This is a genomic window from Microbispora sp. NPDC046933 (assembly GCF_040644635.1).
Lineage (GTDB): Bacteria > Actinomycetota > Actinomycetes > Streptosporangiales > Streptosporangiaceae > Microbispora.
Genome location: NZ_JBEYWW010000036.1, coordinates 1 through 17,973 on the forward strand (window position 1 = coordinate 1; position 17,973 = coordinate 17,973).

The 17,973-nt window shown below is 70.7% G+C and carries 11 protein-coding genes and 1 pseudogene; 5 read left to right on the plus strand and 7 right to left on the minus strand.

Annotated elements, in window-relative coordinates; genetic code table 11:
* Nucleotides 1–386, minus strand: a pseudogene (locus ABZ857_RS35390) (esterase); the annotation flags it as partial.
* A gap of 650 nt (nucleotides 387–1,036) precedes the next feature.
* Here ABZ857_RS35390 and ABZ857_RS35395 point away from each other — a divergent pair.
* From ABZ857_RS35395 to ABZ857_RS35410, 4 genes are all read left to right on the plus strand, one after another.
* The gene (locus ABZ857_RS35395) at nucleotides 1,037–2,455 is read left to right on the plus strand and encodes an endo-1,4-beta-xylanase (RefSeq protein WP_357052235.1); all 1,419 of its coding nucleotides are present in this window, start codon (nucleotides 1,037–1,039) and stop codon (nucleotides 2,453–2,455) included.
* A gap of 128 nt (nucleotides 2,456–2,583) precedes the next feature.
* On the plus strand, nucleotides 2,584–3,093 hold the full coding sequence (locus ABZ857_RS35400) for an HAD domain-containing protein (RefSeq protein WP_357052238.1): 510 nt from the start codon (nucleotides 2,584–2,586) through the stop codon (nucleotides 3,091–3,093).
* A gap of 76 nt (nucleotides 3,094–3,169) precedes the next feature.
* Nucleotides 3,170–4,057, plus strand: coding sequence for a sulfotransferase (locus tag ABZ857_RS35405; RefSeq protein ID WP_357052241.1), 888 nt, complete (start codon nucleotides 3,170–3,172; stop codon nucleotides 4,055–4,057).
* The gene (locus ABZ857_RS35410; RefSeq protein ID WP_357052244.1) at nucleotides 4,054–5,229 is read left to right on the plus strand and encodes a glycosyltransferase family 4 protein; all 1,176 of its coding nucleotides are present in this window, start codon (nucleotides 4,054–4,056) and stop codon (nucleotides 5,227–5,229) included. The genes ABZ857_RS35405 and ABZ857_RS35410 overlap by 4 nt, the downstream gene beginning before the upstream one ends.
* A 21-nt stretch (nucleotides 5,230–5,250) precedes the next feature.
* Here the strand turns inward: ABZ857_RS35410 and ABZ857_RS35415 are convergent, their stop codons facing one another.
* Nucleotides 5,251–6,237 carry a helix-turn-helix domain-containing protein gene (locus tag ABZ857_RS35415; RefSeq protein WP_357052246.1) on the minus strand — a complete coding sequence of 329 codons (987 nt, stop codon included), beginning with the start codon at nucleotides 6,235–6,237 and terminating at the stop codon, nucleotides 5,251–5,253.
* A gap of 146 nt (nucleotides 6,238–6,383) precedes the next feature.
* On the opposite strand from ABZ857_RS35415, the gene ABZ857_RS35420 reads away from it, so the two are divergent.
* Nucleotides 6,384–7,670 carry an MFS transporter gene (locus ABZ857_RS35420; RefSeq protein WP_357052249.1) on the plus strand — a complete coding sequence of 429 codons (1,287 nt, stop codon included), beginning with the start codon at nucleotides 6,384–6,386 and terminating at the stop codon, nucleotides 7,668–7,670.
* Here ABZ857_RS35420 and ABZ857_RS35425 read toward each other — a convergent pair.
* The 5 genes from ABZ857_RS35425 to ABZ857_RS35445 form a co-directional block, all read right to left on the minus strand.
* On the minus strand, nucleotides 7,649–13,663 hold the full coding sequence (locus tag ABZ857_RS35425) for a ThuA domain-containing protein (RefSeq protein ID WP_357052252.1): 6,015 nt from the start codon (nucleotides 13,661–13,663) through the stop codon (nucleotides 7,649–7,651). The genes ABZ857_RS35420 and ABZ857_RS35425 overlap by 22 nt on opposite strands.
* Nucleotides 13,664–13,828: 165 nt before the next feature.
* Entirely contained in the window at nucleotides 13,829–14,680 is an 852-nt protein-coding gene (locus ABZ857_RS35430; protein WP_357052255.1) for a sugar phosphate isomerase/epimerase family protein, read from the minus strand.
* Nucleotides 14,677–15,876, minus strand: a complete 1,200-nt coding sequence (locus ABZ857_RS35435; protein ID WP_357052258.1) for a substrate-binding domain-containing protein — start codon at nucleotides 15,874–15,876, stop codon at nucleotides 14,677–14,679. Before ABZ857_RS35435 ends, ABZ857_RS35430 begins: the two co-directional genes overlap by 4 nt.
* A gap of 30 nt (nucleotides 15,877–15,906) precedes the next feature.
* Nucleotides 15,907–16,920 (minus strand): ABC transporter permease, encoded by a 1,014-nt coding sequence (locus tag ABZ857_RS35440; RefSeq protein WP_357052261.1) that lies wholly within the window; start codon nucleotides 16,918–16,920, stop codon nucleotides 15,907–15,909.
* The gene (locus ABZ857_RS35445) at nucleotides 16,917–17,942 is read right to left on the minus strand and encodes an ABC transporter permease (RefSeq protein WP_357052264.1); all 1,026 of its coding nucleotides are present in this window, start codon (nucleotides 17,940–17,942) and stop codon (nucleotides 16,917–16,919) included. The genes ABZ857_RS35440 and ABZ857_RS35445 overlap by 4 nt, the downstream gene beginning before the upstream one ends.
* Nucleotides 17,943–17,973 lie beyond the last annotated feature (31 nt).

Consider the following 17,973-nt stretch of genomic DNA (forward strand, 5'->3'; position numbering starts at 1 on the left):
ATCGACATGATGCCGGTGGAGTCGCCGCCGCCGTCGCGCCTGAGCGCGGCCGGGGTGGACACGTCGAAGCACTTCTCGCTGCGGGTGGCCTCGGGGAGCACGATGAGGTACCCGTACCGGTCGGCCGCGGTGACGTAGTCGTGCCCGTTGCCGTTGAAGATCGCACTGGCCGAGCCGCCGCAGTAGTGGACCAGCACCAGCAGCGCCGGCCGTGCCGCGACCCTGTCCGGCACGTAGAGGTACATGTTCAGGTTGGTCGGATTGGTGCCGAAACCGGTCACCCGGGTCAGCGACGCCGCCGCCGCGGGCCGGACCCCGAGGAGCATTCCCGCCACCACCAGAGGCAGGGCAGCGGCCGCCAGTATCGCTCTGAGCCTTCGTTTCACGCCATGTCCTTCCATCGTGATGACGCGGATGCCTGTTCAGCCACAGGCGGGTGGCCGGTCGGAGGTGACCGAGATCGGCCCGACAAGTGCCGGCCCTCCCGGGGAGAGGCCGGAGGGCCGGTCACCGGAGGGGACTCAAGCGCTTGTCAGCTCTGTTAGCGCTAACATAAACTGGAAGCTCCTCGTGGCGACCGGCCGGTGGTGGTGCGCCGGAGCAAATCCGACGCGGGGAGGCGCCGTCAAGGGCCCCCGGCGCAGGCCGTTCCACGCCGGCAGGCGAGGCGGACGTCGCCCAACTGGGGTTATCGGCGATGGCCGGGCCTCGATCGGGACGGTATCGTCCTGAAACTTTCATCGACGAATCTTCTCGCTTGGCGAGGCTATCTCCCTGTTTTCGGTGGCTGGAGCCCTCATCAGAACGCACATTGGGCTCGCCTTGAGAGCAGGATCTCCGAAAGTTTCAGGATAGTCTTGACACATTTCGGCGAGGTTTCCAGACTGAGTCCCCGAGGCGGTCCCCCCTGCCAGGTCGGTGGTGAAGTGGCAGGGGGTCGCCGTCCGCGACGCCCCAGTGGCGTGCGTTCCGTGCTGGGACGCGGTGCCGATCCCGCGGATGTCTCGCTTTACGTGTTTCAGTTGGAGGCTCAGGCATGGATACAGACGCCACCCCCTCTCGGCTCCGGCGACCGCGCCGCGGCCGGGTGCTGCTCGCCGGCGCCCTCGGCGTTCTCGGCGCGATCACCGCCGTGGCGGTGTCGGTTCCCGCCGACGCCGCGGCGAGCACCCTGGGTGCGGCGGCCGCGCAGAGCGGCCGCTACTTCGGCACCGCGATCAGTGCGAGCAAGCTGGGTGACTCGGCGTACACCACGATCGCGAACCGCGAGTTCACCATGGTGACGGCCGAGAACGAGATGAAGATCGACGCCACTGAGCCCAACCAGGGGCAGTTCAACTTCACCAGCGCCGACCAGATCTACAACTGGGCGGTGCAGAACGGCAAGCAGGTGCGCGGCCACACGCTGGCCTGGCACTCCCAGCAGCCGGGCTGGATGCAGTCCCTCAGCGGCAGCGCGCTGCGCCAGGCCATGATCAACCACATCAACGGCGTGATGGCCCACTACAAGGGCAAGATCTACGCCTGGGACGTGGTCAACGAGGCCTTCGACGACGGCAGCGGCGGCCGGCGCGACTCCAACCTCCAGCGCACCGGCGACGACTGGATCGAGGTCGCCTTCCGCACCGCGCGGGCCGCCGACCCGGCGGCAAAGCTGTGCTACAACGACTACAACATCGACAACTGGACCTGGGCCAAGACCCAGGGCGTCTACAACATGGTCAAGGACTTCAAGCAGCGCGGCGTGCCCATCGACTGCGTCGGGCTCCAGGGCCACTTCAACAGCGGCAGCGCCTACAACAGCAACTTCCGCACCACACTGCAGAGCTTCGCCGCTCTGGGCGTGGACGTGGCCATCACCGAGCTGGACGTCGAGGGCGCCTCGGCCACCACCTACGCCAACATCGTCAACGACTGCCTCGCGGTCTCGCGATGCGTCGGCATCACCACCTGGGGCGTGCGCGACAGCGACTCCTGGCGCTCGAGTCAAACCCCGCTGCTGTTCGACGGCGACGGCAACAAGAAGCCCGCCTACACCGCGGTCCTCGACGCCCTCAACGCCGCCGGCCCGAACACCTCACCCAGCCCCACCCCACCGGTCAGCCCCAGCCCCACCCCACCCGTGTCGCCGTCGCCGTCGCCGTCGTCGTCGCCGGTTACGGGGGCGTGCTCGGCGACCCTCACGACGATCAACAGCTGGCCCGGCGGCTTCCAGTCCGAGGTCACGGTCCGCGCGGGCAGTTCGGCCATCAACGGCTGGACCGTGAAGTGGACCTGGCCCGGCGGGCAGACCTTCAGCAGCCTGTGGAACGGCACGCAGAGCGTGTCCGGCTCCTCCGTGACGGTCCGCAACGCCCCCTACAACGGCTCCATCGCGGCCGGCTCGTCCACCACCTTCGGCTTCACCGCCAATGGCACCGCGGCCACCCCGTCCGTCACCTGCACCAGCCCCTGATCCCTGACCCCTGACCCCTGACGAAACCGGATCCGGTTCGGACGATGTCCGGCCGGATCCGTTTCGCGTTGTCGCAGCCACATACCGGGTGGAGGAGCGGGCGCCGGCGGCGGGATGATGGTCGTCTGATGGACGGGACTCTGCTGCTGCTGGACGTCGACGGGGTGCTCAACCCCATAAGGCGCTCCTCGCCGCGCTTCCGCCGCTTCGAGTGCGTGCTGGAGGGCGAGGGGTTCCGCCTGCTGCTCGATCCCCGGCACGGCGCCAAGCTGACCGCGCTGCGCCGGGAGACCGGCGCGGCGCTGACCTGGGCGACGACCTGGGGTGAGCGCGCCAACGAGGAGATCGGCCCCAGGATCGGGCTGCCCCCGCTGCCGGTGATCCCGATCGACGGCGACCCTCCCCGCCCGCCCGGGGTGAACCTCAAGACCTGGCACGTCGCCGAGTACGTCCGGGGGCGGCCGTTCGTGTGGTTCGACGACGATCTCGGGCCGAGCGATCTGGAGTTCCTGCGCGGCCATCCGGGGGTCGGCGAGTTCCTGGTCGTGGCCGTCGACCCCAGGGACGGGCTGGGCGACGCCCACCTGGACGCGGCCCGCCGGTGGCTGATCGCGCGGGGAGCGCGAGCCGCCTGGTGACGCGTGGTGGGGTCGCAGGTGAGCAGGGGGTGGATTCTCAGGGAATTCCCCGGAAGCCCCGGTAATCTCGCGGGCCATGACATGGCAGCGGAGGATCAACGGCGCACTCGTCAAGTTCACAGGAGTCCAGCTCACCCGTGTCCGGCCCGCCGCCCCGTCCTCGCCGCAGAGTCCCGCCCCGGCTCCGGCGCCGGAGGAACTGGTGCGTCCTCCCGCCGACCCTCGCACCGACCGCCTCCTCGTCGCGCCGGTGTTCATCATGTCCCCGGTGCGCTCGGGCTCCACCCTGCTGCGGTCGATCCTGAACGCCCACCCCGACATGCACGCCCCGCATGAGCTGCACGTCCGGCGGCTGACCGTCGGGTTCGGGACGCCGCTGGCCCGCGAGGCCATGGAGGCGCTCGGCCACAACCAGGCCGACCTGGAGCACATGTTGTGGGACCGGGTGCTCCACCGCGAACTGGTGCGGAGCGGCAAGCGGACCATCGTGGACAAGACCCCCGCCAACGCCTTCGCGTACGCCCGGATCTCCGCCTGCTGGCCCGACGCCCGGTATGTCTTCCTGCTGCGCCACCCCGCCTCCATCGCCGCCTCCTGGTACGAGGCCGACCCCGTAAAGCGCACCCGGGAGGAGGCCGCCGCCGACGCGCTGCGCTACATGAAGGCGGTGCAGCGGGCCAGGAAGGCCCTCACCGGCCTGACCGTGCGATACGAGGATCTGACCGCCGAGCCGGAGAAGACGACCCGCGCCATCTGCGACTTTCTCGAGGTGGAGTGGGAGCCCGGCATGCTGGCGTACGGCGAGCAGAAGGTGGTGCGGAAGGGCCTGGGCGACTGGAGCGACAAGATCCGGTCGGGCACGGTGCAGCCGGGACGCGACCTGCCCGGGCCGGACCAGATACCCGACCTGCTCAAACCCATCTGCCGCAGCTGGGGCTACCTCCCCAAGGAGGAGGGCCGATGAGGATCCGTTACATGCTCCTGCACGCGTACGGCATGGGCGGCACGATCCGCACCGTGGTCAACCAGGCGAACGCGATGGCGGCGCTCGGCCACGAGGTGGAGATCGTCAGCGTGGTGCGCCGCCGGGACGAGCCGCAGTTCCGCCTGCGTCCCGGCGTGGCGCTCCACACGCTGGTGGACCAGCGGACCGGCGTGCGGGCCGACTCCCTCGGCCGGCGCGTGTGGCGGCGGCTGCGCGGCAAGATCGTGCCGTACGGCGAGTTCGCCGCCGGCTACTTCACCGAGCGGGTCGAGAAGGCGGTCATCGACTACGTCGCCTCGGTGGACGACGGAATCCTCGTCACCACACGACCGGGGCTGAACCTCATCTCCGCGCGCCGCGCCTCCAAGAACGTCGTGCGGGTGGCGCAGGAGCACATGAACCTCGGCACCTATCCCGCCCCGCTGCGCGAGGAGATGGTGCGGCACTACGGCGCGTTCGACGCGGTCGCCGTGCTGACGGCCGGCGACCGGCGCGAGTACGAGCGCGCGCTGCCCGGCACCAGGATCGTGCGCATCCCGAACGCGGTGCACTCGGTGAACCAGGAGCCGTCCCGGCAGGAGCACCCCATCGTGGTCGCCGCCGGCCGCCTGGTCAGGCAGAAGGGCTTCGACCTGCTGCTCCCGGCCTTCGCCCAGGTGGTGAAGGAACATCCGGAATGGCGCCTGCGCGTCTTCGGCACCGGCCCGAGGAAGGCCGCCCTGCGCGCGCTGATCGGCGAGCACGGCCTGTCCGCGCACGTGACGTTGATGGGCAGGACCAACCGTCTCGACGACGAGCTCGCCCGGGCCTCCGTCTACGCGCTGAGCAGCCGATTCGAGGGCCTGCCGATGGTCATGATCGAGGCGATGACCCACGCGCTGCCGATCGTGGCCTTCGACTGCCCGACCGGCCCGCGCGACGTGCTCACCGACGGGACCGACGGCGTCCTGGTGCCCTGCGAGGACGTGGACGCCCTCGCCGCGGCGCTCAACCGGCTCATCGCCGACCGCGACCTGCGCCTGCGCATGGGCGCCGCCGCGGCGGCCACCGCCAGGGAGTACGCGCCGGAGAACGTCATGCCGCTGTGGGAGAACCTGTTCGGCGAACTCCTCCGGGCCAAGGCGGGCAGCGACGCGCGGGCGCGGCGATAACCCTGCTCATGCGGCTCGGGCTCATGCGGCTCCCGCTCCGGTCAACCGGTCGCCCAGGGAACTGCGCCGGTAGAGGACCTGCCGCCCGTCGCGGGCCCGGGTGACCAGGCCCGTGGCGTACAGCACGCGCAGGTGCTGGGACACGGCGCTCGGGGTGACCCTGAGCCGGCGGGCGATCTCGACGGTGGGCAGCGGCTCGCCGAGGAGGCCGAGCAGCCTCGCCCTCGGCGCGCCGAGAAGCGACACGAGGGCGGTCTCGTCCGCGACGGGCGCCGGAGCCCAGAGCGTCGCGACGCCACGGCTGGGATAGACCAGCGAGGGAGGCTCCTCCGGGAGGACCGGGGGCGCGGGCTTGTGCGCGAACACCGAGGGCACGAGCAGCAGTCCCCGCCCGGCCGCCGCGACCCGGAAGCTGCTGATCATCTTGTCGACGTGCAGCACACCGTCGTCCCAGCGCAGGTTCGGGTGCATGCCCGCGAACAGCAGGCGGGCGCCGCCCACGGCCAGCTGCCGCGCCCGGTAGGTCATGTCGGCCTCCAGCACCAGCCGCATCTGCGGCCATATGGGCCTGACGGCGATCTCCCAATACCGTTCCAGGAGATCGCAGACGGCGTCCCTGAGCCGGGCGACCGGTGCGTCCTCGGTGGCGGCGGCGTCGCGCAGCGGCCCGGGCGGCGGGTCCGGCGCGTGCGTGGCCCGCAGGTCGCGGCGGACCAGGCCGGGAGGGGTCCGGCGGACCACCGCCAGCTCATCCTCGAAGTCGGGGGCGAAGGTCCCGGGCCTCGGGGTCAGGAAGTCGGGGACGGTGAACCTCTCCGCCACCAGTGACATCAGCAGGCCCGTGTCGAGCGTGCCGAGCCTGCCGAGAACGGACCTGCGCCATGGGAGATGCACCGCCGACAGGCCCGGATCGCGCAGCACCCGCAGGCTGAGCACCGTCTCGGTCAACGGCGAGAGGGCGAACCTCGTGTCCGCGAGATCCTCGACGCCGAGCACAAAACTGATCATTAAGCCATACGCTACATCCATTGGCGCCGGTAGGCCCGTGGCGTGGACTTCGGTCCATGACCCACGCATCGACCCACGAATCGACCCACGAATCGACCCACGCGTCCCTTGCACGGCGCACGTCGATCGGCGCCGGTGGCCGAAGCATGAGCCGCCGCGTGCTCGCGATCCTGACCGTCGCCTGCGCGGTGGCCGTGGGCAACGTCTACTTCCCGCAGGCGGTCGCTCCGCTGGTCGCCGCCGGGCTGCACCTGCCGCCGGACGCGGGCGCCCTGGTGGTGACCGCAACCCAGGCCGGTTACACGGCCGGGATCGTCCTGCTGGTGCCGCTCGGCGACCGCTTCCCGCACCGCACGTTCCTCGTGGTCCTGCTCGCCCTCACCGGCCTGGGCCTGCTCGCCGCGGGCTGCGCGCCGGCCCTGCCGCCCCTCGTCGCCGCCAGTGCCCTGGTCGGCCTCACCACCGTGGGCGCGCAGGTCGTCGGCCCGCTGGCGGCCGGTCTCGTGGCCGCCGACCGCCGGGGAGCGGTGCTCGGCACGCTGCTGAGCGGATCGACCGGCGGCATGCTGCTGGCCCGCACCTTCAGCGGAACCCTCGGCGAATGGCTGGGCTGGCGGGCCCCGTACCTGGTGGCCGCGGCGCTGGCGCTGCTCCTCTCGGCGGGCCTGGCCGTCACGGTGCCGGTCACGCCCGCGTCCACCCACCGCCGATACCCGGCGCTCCTGGCCGAACCGCTGCGCCTGCTGCGCGCCGAGCCGGACCTGCGCCGCTCCTGCGTCTACCAGGCGGCCGTCTTCGCCGGGTTCTCGGCCGTCTGGACCTGCCTGGCGCTCCTGCTCACCGGCCCGGCGTACGGCCTGGGCGCCCAGGCCGTCGGCATGCTCGCCCTGGTCGGCGCGGCCACCATGCTGTGCACTCCCGTCGCCGGCCGCCTGGTGGACCGCCTGGGGCCCGATCCGGTGAACCTCGTCTGCATGCTCGGGGTTCTCCTCTCGGCGGCGGTCCTCGCCGCGGGGTCGCTCGGCGGCACGGCGGGCCTGGCCGCGCTGACCCTCGGCACGCTGCTGCTCGACGTCGCGATGCAGTCCGGCATGGTCGCCAACCAGGCCCGCGTCTACGCCCTGCGTCCCGACGCGCGCGGCAGGCTCAACACCGCCTACATGACCTGCGCCTACCTCGGGGGCAGCGCGGGGTCCTGGCTCGGGGTCCGCGTCTGGGGCGCGGCCGGCTGGCGGGGCGTGTGCGCGCTCGTCGCGCTGCTCGCCACTCTCGCCCTGACCCGCCACCTCCTGGCACGTGCCCGGTGCCGCCCCAGAAGACGGCGCCGCACCGGAAGACCACGTGCCGGAGCACGCGTGGCGTGCTCCGGCACCGGTCGGGAGCCGGCCGGCACCGGCTCCCCGTCATCAACTCACAGGCGGGCCCTCAGGTAGGCACCGGCCGCGAGCAGTTGTGCGCGGACCGACTCGTCGGTGGCGGTACGAGCCGCCGCCGTGAACCGGTCCAGGGCAGCCTTGGCCTGGGCCGTCCGGCCTGCCGCCGCCGTGGCCTTGGCCGCCTGGAGCTGGCCGAACAGGCGGTCGGCGAGCTCGTCGCCGAGCAGACCCTCCGCCTGGTATCGCCGCACCAGCGCCTGGGTCTTGTCGTAGGTGGCGACGATCTCGAAGGCGACCGTCACCTCCGTGTCGTTGCCGGCCAGGTCGGTCGCCACGACGGTCAGCTTGTGACCGCCCGCCGTGGGCTCGGCACCCGCACCGCTCTCGATCGCCACCCCGTCCAGGCGGAGGGCCACCGAGTCGACGCCCGACGTGGCGTCCCGCGCCGCGGCGGCGATCGGCAGTGAGGTACCGACGTCGTACTTGCCGCCCTTCGCCACGCCGTCCACGCTCACGACCGGGGCCGTGGTGTCGACGCGCAGGGACACCGCTGCCGGGGCGGAGACGTTGCCGGCCTCGTCGATCGCCCGGAACCGCAGCTCCCGCAGGCCGTCCTCGGCGACCCGGACCGGCTCGCGGTACTGGGTCCAGGTGCCGTCGCCTTGGGCGAACTCGATGCGGACCGCGCCATCGCGGTCGTCGCTCGCCGACGCGGTGACCGTCGCCGGCGAGGTGTACCAGCCACGCCGGCCGTTCGGCTGCGCCGGATCGACCGACACGGTCAGGCGCGGCGCCGTCGTGTCGAGGACCCGGAAGTAGTCGAACGCGACCGTGACCGGCTGCGCCTGCTGCGGACCAATCGCCATCAGGCCGAACGAGGTCATCGCGGCGTCGTTGGTGACCGGCTGGCCGAGTGAGGTCCAGTTGACCCCCCCGTCGCTGATCTGGGCCGAGTAGGTGTTCCCACTCCGGCTCAGCCGCAGGTAGTACCAGCCGCTCTCGGACGAGTCGGCGATGTCGATCGACCGGTTGCCGCCGTTGCCGAACTGCGCGTTGCGTTCCGAAACCAGCTCGGCACGCAGGTTGGCCGGCGTTCCGGCGTCATTGTTGGCGACGACGTCGAACTTCACGTAGTTGTCGTCGTTGTTGTAGACCAGGAAGCCGGCCAGCTGCCACTTGTGCAGCATCGTCGGCGTCAGCCTGGTCTCGATCGTCCAGTTGCCGGCGGCGACGTCCGCGGGGATCTTCTGCAGGATGAAGTTCCGCGGCGAGGCGTTGTCGGTGCCGTTGATGTCGCCCGGCTGGGTCTCGATGCGCAGCGCACCGCCGCTCACCGCGACCTTGGATGAGTCGTATCGCACCACCGAGTTCCACCGGCAGCCGTCGACAGCGCTGCCGTCGAACTCGTCGCCGGGCGCGCGGACACCGTCGTCCGTGCCGTCCGGCGTGATGGTGAAGTGGTCGAACACGGCGTTGACCTGCGCCGCCCCGGTGTCCCCGGCGGCCACGAGGCCGACGGTCGCGTTCGGGACGACGTTCGCGGAGCCGGCGAGTGCCGTCCAGGCCTGGCCGTCGGCGGAGTACGCCGCGGTCAGCTTCTGACCGTCGCTGACCAGCCGCAGGTGCGCGGTGGACGGGAAGTCCGCCGGCACACCCACGTTGGCGTGCCAGGTCCGCGTCCCGCCGGCCTCGGTCTGGAACTCCATGATCCGACCGCCGGACGAGTTACGGGTGAACGCCAGCTTGACGTAGTCGTTGTCGGTGCCGTGCATGAGCAGACCGGCGTGCTGCCACTCGCGGTTGTGCGGGATGGTCACCTTCGTGGTGATCGTCCACGGCCCGGTCCTGGCACGCTGGCCGACGTAGCTGATCGGCCCGGCGGCACCCTCGTTGATGTCACCGTTCGTGACCGGCAGCACCAGCCCGCCGTTGGCGACCCGTACGGGCAGGTTCGGCGCGTTCCGCACCGTGCTCCACCGGCTGGTGTTCAGCGTGTCACCGTCGAAGGTGTCCGAGCCGCGGATCGCGCAGATCGGCGCGGTCTCCGGTGGTGACGGGTGGATGGCCCGGTCGACCAGCGAGAAGCCGCTGAACTTCACCTCGCTGGTGGCGGACGCGTTGTGCGCGGTGACCGCGAGGCCGACGTCCTGCGGGCCGGCCGCGCCGGGCAGCGTCACCGGGTCGCCGACCAGGGTGAACGACTTCCCGTCCTTGCTCCAGTAGCCGTAGTACTTCCCGCCGTCCCGCACGATCCGCACCCAGGACGGATAGCTCGTCGTGCCGGCGCCGGTGCTGGCGTCGAGCTGGCCGTTGCCGTCGGTGTCGCGCAGCCACTCGAACCCGAGGCCCGCCCGCATCGTCATCGCCGCGTACCCGGGCGACACGCCGGGACGGGTGATGTCGTTGCGGACGATCAGGCCGGCCTTGGCGGAGTTGTTCGTGTTCGTCTGACTCTCGATCTTCACCGTGGCGGTCCAGGTGTCGCCGGCCGCTGCCGGCAGGTACACCGAGCCGTACTGGTCCGTGCCCTGCCACATGTTCTCTCCGCCGGCCTTGACGATCCAGGTGTCCTGGTCCGGCCGGTCGAAGCTCGCGGTGGTGTTGGCGTAGGTCTGCCAGGCGCCGAAGAGGTCGCCGACCTCGACCTGCACGACGCGGGACTTCGTGCGGTAACCCTTGTCGCTGGTCGCGACCGCGGTCAGCTGGTAGCGCTTCTCGGCGGAGGCGTTCCAGGTCACCGAGTACGGCGCCGTGGTGTCGGTGCCGATCGACGTGCCGTCGGCGAAGAACTCCACCTTGGTGATCTTGTTCTCCGCGTCGCTCGCGTCCGCGGTCACCTGGATCTCGCCCGGCTCCAGCTTGTCGGCCGGCGTCGGAGAGGTCACGGCGACCTTCGGCTTGCTCGTCGGTGAGACGCCCTTGCCGTCGGCCTCGATGAAGTTCAGCCGCCGCTCACCCGCACCCGGGAACACCGCGTACAGGGTGAACGTCTCGCCGGGGTCGGACACGTCGACCGGGACGTCGGCGTAGCCGCCGCTCGCGGTCGCCGGCACCTGCGCGGTGCCGAGCAGCTCACCGTCCGGCGCGCCCCGCCGCAGCTCGATCTTGCTCGCGCCGGCAGCCGACACACGCAGGACCAGCCGGTCGACGTTGTGCAGGTTGACCGGGTCGTACGACGCCCAGGCGCCGTTCTGACCGGTGATGGAGTTCCCGTGCCCCTCGATGTCCCGCGACGGGCCGACCGTCACGTTCGACGAGTCGTCGAAGAACTCCGCCTCCCGCTGCTTCGGGAATATCAGTGTGGTGTCCGAACCCGTCAGGCTCGGGGTGCCACCCGCGCCGCCGGAGTCGGAGTAGCGGCCGTCGAGCGCGTAGAAGACGTTCATGTCCTCGCCGTGCCCGCCGCCGAGAGCGGCGACCGCGGAGCCGGTGCGCCCGTGCAGCGGCTCGGCCGGGTGCGCGTGCTCGTCGTGGCCCATCGCCGGCTGGATCACCACGTCGGCGTCATCGATCTTGGTGTCCTCGGCGTCGGTGACCGACAGGTCCCAGCTCACCTCGTCACCGAAGTCGAAGAACGCGCCGTTGGGCGGCTGGTTGAACTTCACCTCGGGACGGGTGTTGCCGACCGTGATCGGCGCCGTCGTCATCCCGGTCTTGCCGGCCGGGTCGGTCACCGTGAGCCGGGCGTTGTAGACGCCGTTCGCGGTGTAGGTGAACTCCGGCTTCACCTCGGTCGAGTCGACGACGCCGTCGTCGGTGAAGTCCCACTCGTACCGCAGTTGCTCCTTCTCCGGGTCGGTGCTGCCCGAGCCGTCGAAGCGGACCCGCAGCGGCGCCTGGCCGGAGTCCGGCGAGGCGATGATCCTCGCCGTCGGCGAACGCGAGCCGGAGATGTAGTCGACCCGGTAGAGCCCCGAGTTCGGGTTGTCGCGGCCGAACCCGCCACCCCAGTCCAGCACGTACATCGAGCCCTCAGGACCGAACTTCGAGTCGATCGGCGCGAGGAACTGCTGCTGCGGCAGGAACGGATTGACCTTCTCGACCCCACCCTGCCCGTTCGGGATGATCGAGTACATCTTGTTCCGCGACCACTCGTAGAAGAACGGCTTCCCGTCGTAGTACGCCGGGAACTTGGTGTCCGACTGCAGCTTCGGGTCGTAGTCGTAGAACGGGCCGCCCATCGGAGCCAGGCCGCCACCCTGCGGGATGACCGACGGCACGGAGGACCGCTTGTAGCCGTACCACATCTTGGCCGGCTTGGCCGGCGGCAGCTCGGTCAGGCCGGTGTTGCGAATCGAGTCGTTGATCGGCTTGGCGCAGTCGAAGTACGGGCCGACGGTTACCGGGTTCGTCCGGTAGTCGACGTCGCGGAACGGCTCGTTGTTGCCCATGCACAGCGGCCAGCCGTAGAAGCCGGGCTCGGTGATGAGGTTCCACTCGGCGATACCGGCGGGCCCCCGGGTGTCCGGGCTGTCGTTGCTGTTGTCCGGCGAGTAGTCCGCCAGCCCGACGGCCCCGGTCTTCCGGTCGATCGAGAACCTGAACGGGTTGCGGAAGCCCATCGCGTAGATCTCCGGCCGGGTCTTCGGCGTGCCCGGCGCGAACATGTTGCCCTCGGGGATGGAGTAGGTGCCGTCCGACTCCGGGTGGATCCGCAGGAGCTTGCCCCGGAGGTCGTTGGTGTTGGCCGAGGTCGCCCGCGCGTCGTGGAAGGTTCCGTCCCGCTCGGACAGCGGTGCGTAGCCGCCGGACGGCTCGGAGTGCGGGTTCACGTCGTCGCCGACGCCCAGGTAGAGGTTCCCGCCCGGACCGAACGCGAGGCCGCCGCCGGTGTGACCGGGCTCGTCGGGGAGCCGGCGCGCCGGCACCTCCAGCAGGACCTTCTCCGTGGCGCGGTCGATCTGCGAACCCGGCCCGACCGTGAGGCGGGACAGGCGGTTGACGAAGTTCGCCGGGTCGCTGTCGTTCGCACTCGCCGGTGAGTAGTAGATGTAGAGGTAGCCGTTCTTGGCGAAGTCCGGGTCGAGCGCGATGCCGAGCAGCCCGTCCTCACCGCCGGAGTACACCGGGATCGTGATCGCCGTGGAGGTGGTCCTGGTCCGCGGGTCGTAGACGCGGATCTGGCCGCGCACCAGTTCGGTGAAGAAGACTCGGCCGTCGGGCGCGACGTCCATGGCGTACGGGGCGCTGGTGTTCTGGTCCAGCGGGACCCGCTCGAAATTGTCCCAGTTGGTGCCGCCGCAGTCGCCCTTCTCCATCCCGGCGGCCCACTTCACGCCACCCACGATGTGCTGCACCAGCGCCGCCTCGCCCGTGTAGTGGGCGCCGAAGTGGCCCATGCCGGTCATCCAGGCGCGGCCGCCGTCGTACGGCTTGCACCAGGAGATCGGGTGGTCGTAACCCATGGCGTTGCCGCCCGGGGCGTACGTCGTCTCGTCCATCGTGGCGAGCACGTGCGCGTTGCCGCGGACGTTGAGCGCGTAGTTGTACCACTCGTCGGCGCGCCCCCACCGCTGCGGCAGGTGCTTGGTGGACGGGTGGACCTGATCCTCCACCCGGACGGTGCCGGGCAGGCCGGGGCTGGTGCCGGTGGCGGCGTGACCGGGCATCAGCGTGCCGATCATGTTGTCCCACCACGCGTAGTTGCCACGCATGTCGGTGGCGTTGTGGATGGCGACGATGCCGTGGCCGGCCCGCATGTAACGCTCCATGGCCGCCTTCTGGTCGGCGGTCCACGGGTCGCCCGAGGCCTGGAACATCACCAGCGCGTCGAAACGCGCGAGGTCCTCGTCGTTGAAGACAGACGAGTCCTCGGTGTGCTCCGAGGTGATGCCGGCCTCGGCGAAGGCGGCCTCCAGCACGGGAACGCCCTGCTCGATCGCCTCGGTGTGCCGGAACTGAGTGGTCTTCGTGAAGATCAGCACGCGGGCTTCATCCTGCGTGCCCTCGTGCGCGGTCGCCGGCGTCGAGCCGATCATGGTCAGCGCCAGCGCGCCGGCCACGGGTATCGCGAACCACCGTCCCCACCGGGGACGCCAGGTCACGTTCATGAGATGCGGTACCTCCATGACGCGAGGAACTACTGGTGTGGTCGTGACCGTGCGGCGTGCCGGCGCCGTCGGGCTGGTGTTGAGTTGGCCGTCGGGTCCAGGTCGTGTCCCGTGATCTTTCTCGCCTGCTGCGGTCGCTGCGGAAAAAGGTCACGGGACAACTCCCTAGGGCATCACCCCCCGAAGGAACTCGAGTCCGTCCGCGGCGATCGCGTCCTGGCTCACGGCGAGTGGGCGCCAGATGGAGGCGGCTGTCGCGATCGTCGCGTTCTCCGCCGTGAACGACTCGATGCACAGCGGGCCGGCGTAGCCCGCGTCGTCGATCGCGGCGAGGATGGCCGGCCAGTCCAGGTGGTCGGCGCCGGGCGTGCCCCGGTCGTTGCCGCACACCTGGACGTGCGCCACCCGGCCGGCGGCCGCGCGGATCGCCGCCGGGATGTCCGTCTCCTCGATGTTCTGGTGGTAGAGGTCCAGCGCGACGCCGCAGTGCGGCAGGTCGCCGATCGCATCGAGGGTCTGGCCGACGGTGTTGAGCAGGCTCGTCTCGTAGCGGTTGAGCGGTTCGACGGCCACCGTCACGCCGGCCGCGCCCGCGTACTCGACCACGGGGGCGAGGCTGTCCCGCAGTTGCGCGTACGCGGAGGCCCGCTCGGCCGGTGACATCCGCCAGGTCCGGCCGACCGAGGCGTACGCCGGCCCGGCGATCACCGGCGAGCCGACCGTCGCGGCGGCGTCCACCACGCCGAGCAAATAGTCCTGTGTGGACCGGATGGTGGCCGGGTCGGCCGCGGTCAGCTCACGACCGGCCGGCATCACCAGGCATACGGTGGCGCCGAGACCGTGATCGGCGAGCACCTGGGCGGCCCGTCGCGGCTCCCAGTCGCCCAGGTTCTCCACCGGGAGTTCGAGCACGTCGAAGCCCCACCCCGCGACCTTGGCCGCGAGGGCGCCCAAGGTCGCGTCGGTCAGCGGCGAGGTCCACACCCAGGTGTTGACCCCGAGCGGATGTCTGGTCACTTCCACGGCCCCGGGTAGCCCGGCATGTCCTCGCAGCCGCACATCGCGTAGTGCAATGGCGGCATGTCCTGCTTGACGTAGTCCTTGACGCTGTCGCCGGTGATCCGCGGCTGCGGCAGCACCCACTCCTTCGGTACCTGCTCGCCCTTGAGGACCTTCAGCGCCGCGATGATCGGAGTCCGCCACTGATAGGTGGGATAGGTCGGCGCGACCGCGGTCAGGCCCTCGTCGGCCCACAGCCGCAGGAAGTCCTGCTGGTCCTCGCCGACGATGGCGGGGACATCGACCCCGGCGTCCTGGAACGCCTCCGCCGCGGCGACGGCGGTGGCACCGGCGTCCATCCACACGCCGTCGATCTGCCCCTCGCGCTGGATGTAGTCGGTCACGATGCTCTTGGTCTTGGCGGCGTCGCCGTCGGTGAACTCCACGCCGACCACCTTGAGCTCGCTGCCGGCGAAGATCTCGTTGGCGGCCGCCCAGCGCTGCTCGAGCACGTCCACGCCCGGCAGAATGCGCAGGGCGAGGACCTTGCCGCCCGGCTTGACCTTCTCCTTCAGGAACTCCGCACCGTCCGCGCCAAAGGCGAAGCCGCCGATGGGGTGGATGAAGGTGGCCGGGCAGCCGGTGTTGACGCCTCGGTCGAACACGATCACCGGCACGCCGGTCTTGCACGCCTGCTCCACGGCCGGCGTCAGCGTGGCGGTCGTGTTCGGCGAGATGATGATCGCGGAACAGTTCTGGCCCGACAGCGACTGGATGTCACTGATCTGCTTGTCGTCCTTCGCCTCCGCGTCCAGCACGGTGAACTTGGTGATCTCCGGGTGCAGCTTCACCTCCTGCTGCATGGTCTTGTAACCCACCTGCCGCCAGGGGTTGTCCACGGAGGCGTTGGAGAAGCAGAGGGTGTAGTTCCCGCCCGGCTTCGCGAACTTCGCGGTGTCGACCATTTCCGGCTGGAGCATCTGCTCCCACGGCTTGCCGTCCGGGCCTTCCGGCGTGGCGGTACGGAACGCCAGCTGACGGTCGTACTCGGCCTGGTCGAAGAACTTGGACTTGCTCGCGTCCGAACTGGACGATGCCCCGCTCGAACTGGTCGATCCCCCGCTCGGGGCCGCCTTGTCGTCGGGCAGGTCGCTTGAGCACCCTGCGAGCGCGAGCGCGCCCGCCACGACCACCGCGGCCCATCGTCTGGTCATATCGTTGATCTCCTTGCTACCGGGGGGACTTCAGGAGGAGACGGGTTGCGCCGGTCGCGCGGGGTTTCGCTGTTTCGGCCGCAACCCCAGCCGCTGCCGTACGCCGCTGCCGAGGGAGGCGTAGGCGACGGCGGCGATGATGATCACGCCCTGCACGGCCGACTCGAGGGCGCCGCTGACGCCGAGCAGGTTCAGCAGCGTGAACAGGGCCTCCAGGGACAGTGCGCCGGCGGCGGCCGCGACGACCGACCCGCGCCCACCGCCGAGGAGCACACCGCCCAGCACGACAGCGGTGATCGCCCGGAACTCCAGGCCGTTGCCGACCTGCGCCGAGACGCTGGCGAACCCGCCGAGCAGGATCGAGGCGACCGCGGCGAGCAGTCCGGAGAGGACGAACGCGAGCAGCCGGAGCCGGTCGACCCGGCCACCGGAAAGGCGCACGGCGGCCTCGTTGTCACCGGCCGCGACCAGCGCCCGGCCGGTGCCGCCGCGCATGAACAGCGCCGCCGCCACCAGGACCGCCAGCAGGATGAGCACCGACCACGGGACCTTGCCGAGCACCGGGACATCCACGGCGCCGCGCCCGAACATCCGGAACCCGGCGGACAGCGCGCCGCGTGGCGCGCCACCGGTCCACAGGAAGACCGCGCCGTCGAGCACGAGCAGCATGCCGAGCGTGACGATGAACGACGGCACCAGGAGCTTCGTCGTGACCAGACCGTTCACCAGGCCGACCAGCACGCCGAACCCGAGCACGAGCAGGATCACCCACACCGTCGCCGACTCGCTCCCGTTGATGAGCCGGGCCGCGATGACCACGCCCGCGGTCACCAGCGCGCCGACCGACAGGTCGAATCCGCCGGAGACGATGACGAAGTACTGCCCGACCGCGAGGACCATGAGCGGCGCGGCGCGTTTGAGGAGCGCCAGGTAACCGGACGGCTCGTGGTAGGCCGGGCCTACGATCGCCAGGCCCACGAGCAGCAGAAGGAGCACGACGAGCACCGGCGCGGTGCCCTCGGCCAGGCGTGGACGCCAGGTCATGTCAACCTCCCGCGAGCGCGATCGGCCATCATGCGCCGCGCGTAGAGCGCGACCGCGGTCACGAGCACGACGCCGCGCACCACGTCCTTGAAGAACGGATCGACCTCGAGGTCGTCGAAGATCGTGTCCAGGGTGGCCAGGATGAAGACGCCGCCGATGGTGCCGACGACGCCGCCCCGGCCACCGGCCAGCAGCGTCCCGCCGAGCACGACGGCGGCGATCGACTCCAGGTCGTACCCGGCGTCGGTGCCGACGTACGGGGCGCCCGACCCGAGCCGGCTGGCGAGGTAGATCCCGGTGAGGCCGGCGGCGACCGAGCACAGCACGTGCGCGGTGACGATGACCCGGCGGGTCGGCACCCCCGACAGCCGGGCCACCTCGATGTCGCCGCCGACGGCGTACATGTGGTAGCCGGGGCGGGTCCGCGACAGGTACCACCAGGACAGGGCGGCGACGGCCAGCATGAGCAGCGCCGCGACCGGCACCGGGCCGATCCGGTCGTAGCCGAGGTGCTGGAAGCCCCGCGGTACGTCGCCGGCCGGACCGGTGTAGTTGTCCTCGAGGTAGCCGCGCAGGACCAGCGCCACGCCGAGCGTCGCGATGAACGCGTTGGCCTTGAGGACGGTGATGACCAGCCCGTTGACCAGACCGACGCCGGCGGCCACGCCGAGCGCGAGCAGCACTCCGGGCACGATCATGCCGTCCCGCCCGGCCATCGTCTCCGCGGCGATCAGTGAGGTGAGGCCGACCAGATAGGCGACGGACAGGTCGAGGGATCCGGTGAGGATCGCCATCGTCTGTCCTATGGCGACGAGGCCGAGCGCGGTGGCCCGGGTGAAGATGTTGAGGATGCCGCCCTGGTCGAGGAGGACCTCGCCGCGGAGCCCGACGAGCACGCTGCCGACGATCAGAAGTGCGGCGAGTGCGATGTAGACGATGGCGACCGGGGTGAGTCGCCGGTGAACCGCCGGCCGCCTGACCTTCCGCGTGACCGGTACGGTGTTCCCCTCGAGAGCGCTCACGCCGCCTCACCTGCTGTTCGCGACCGCGGGC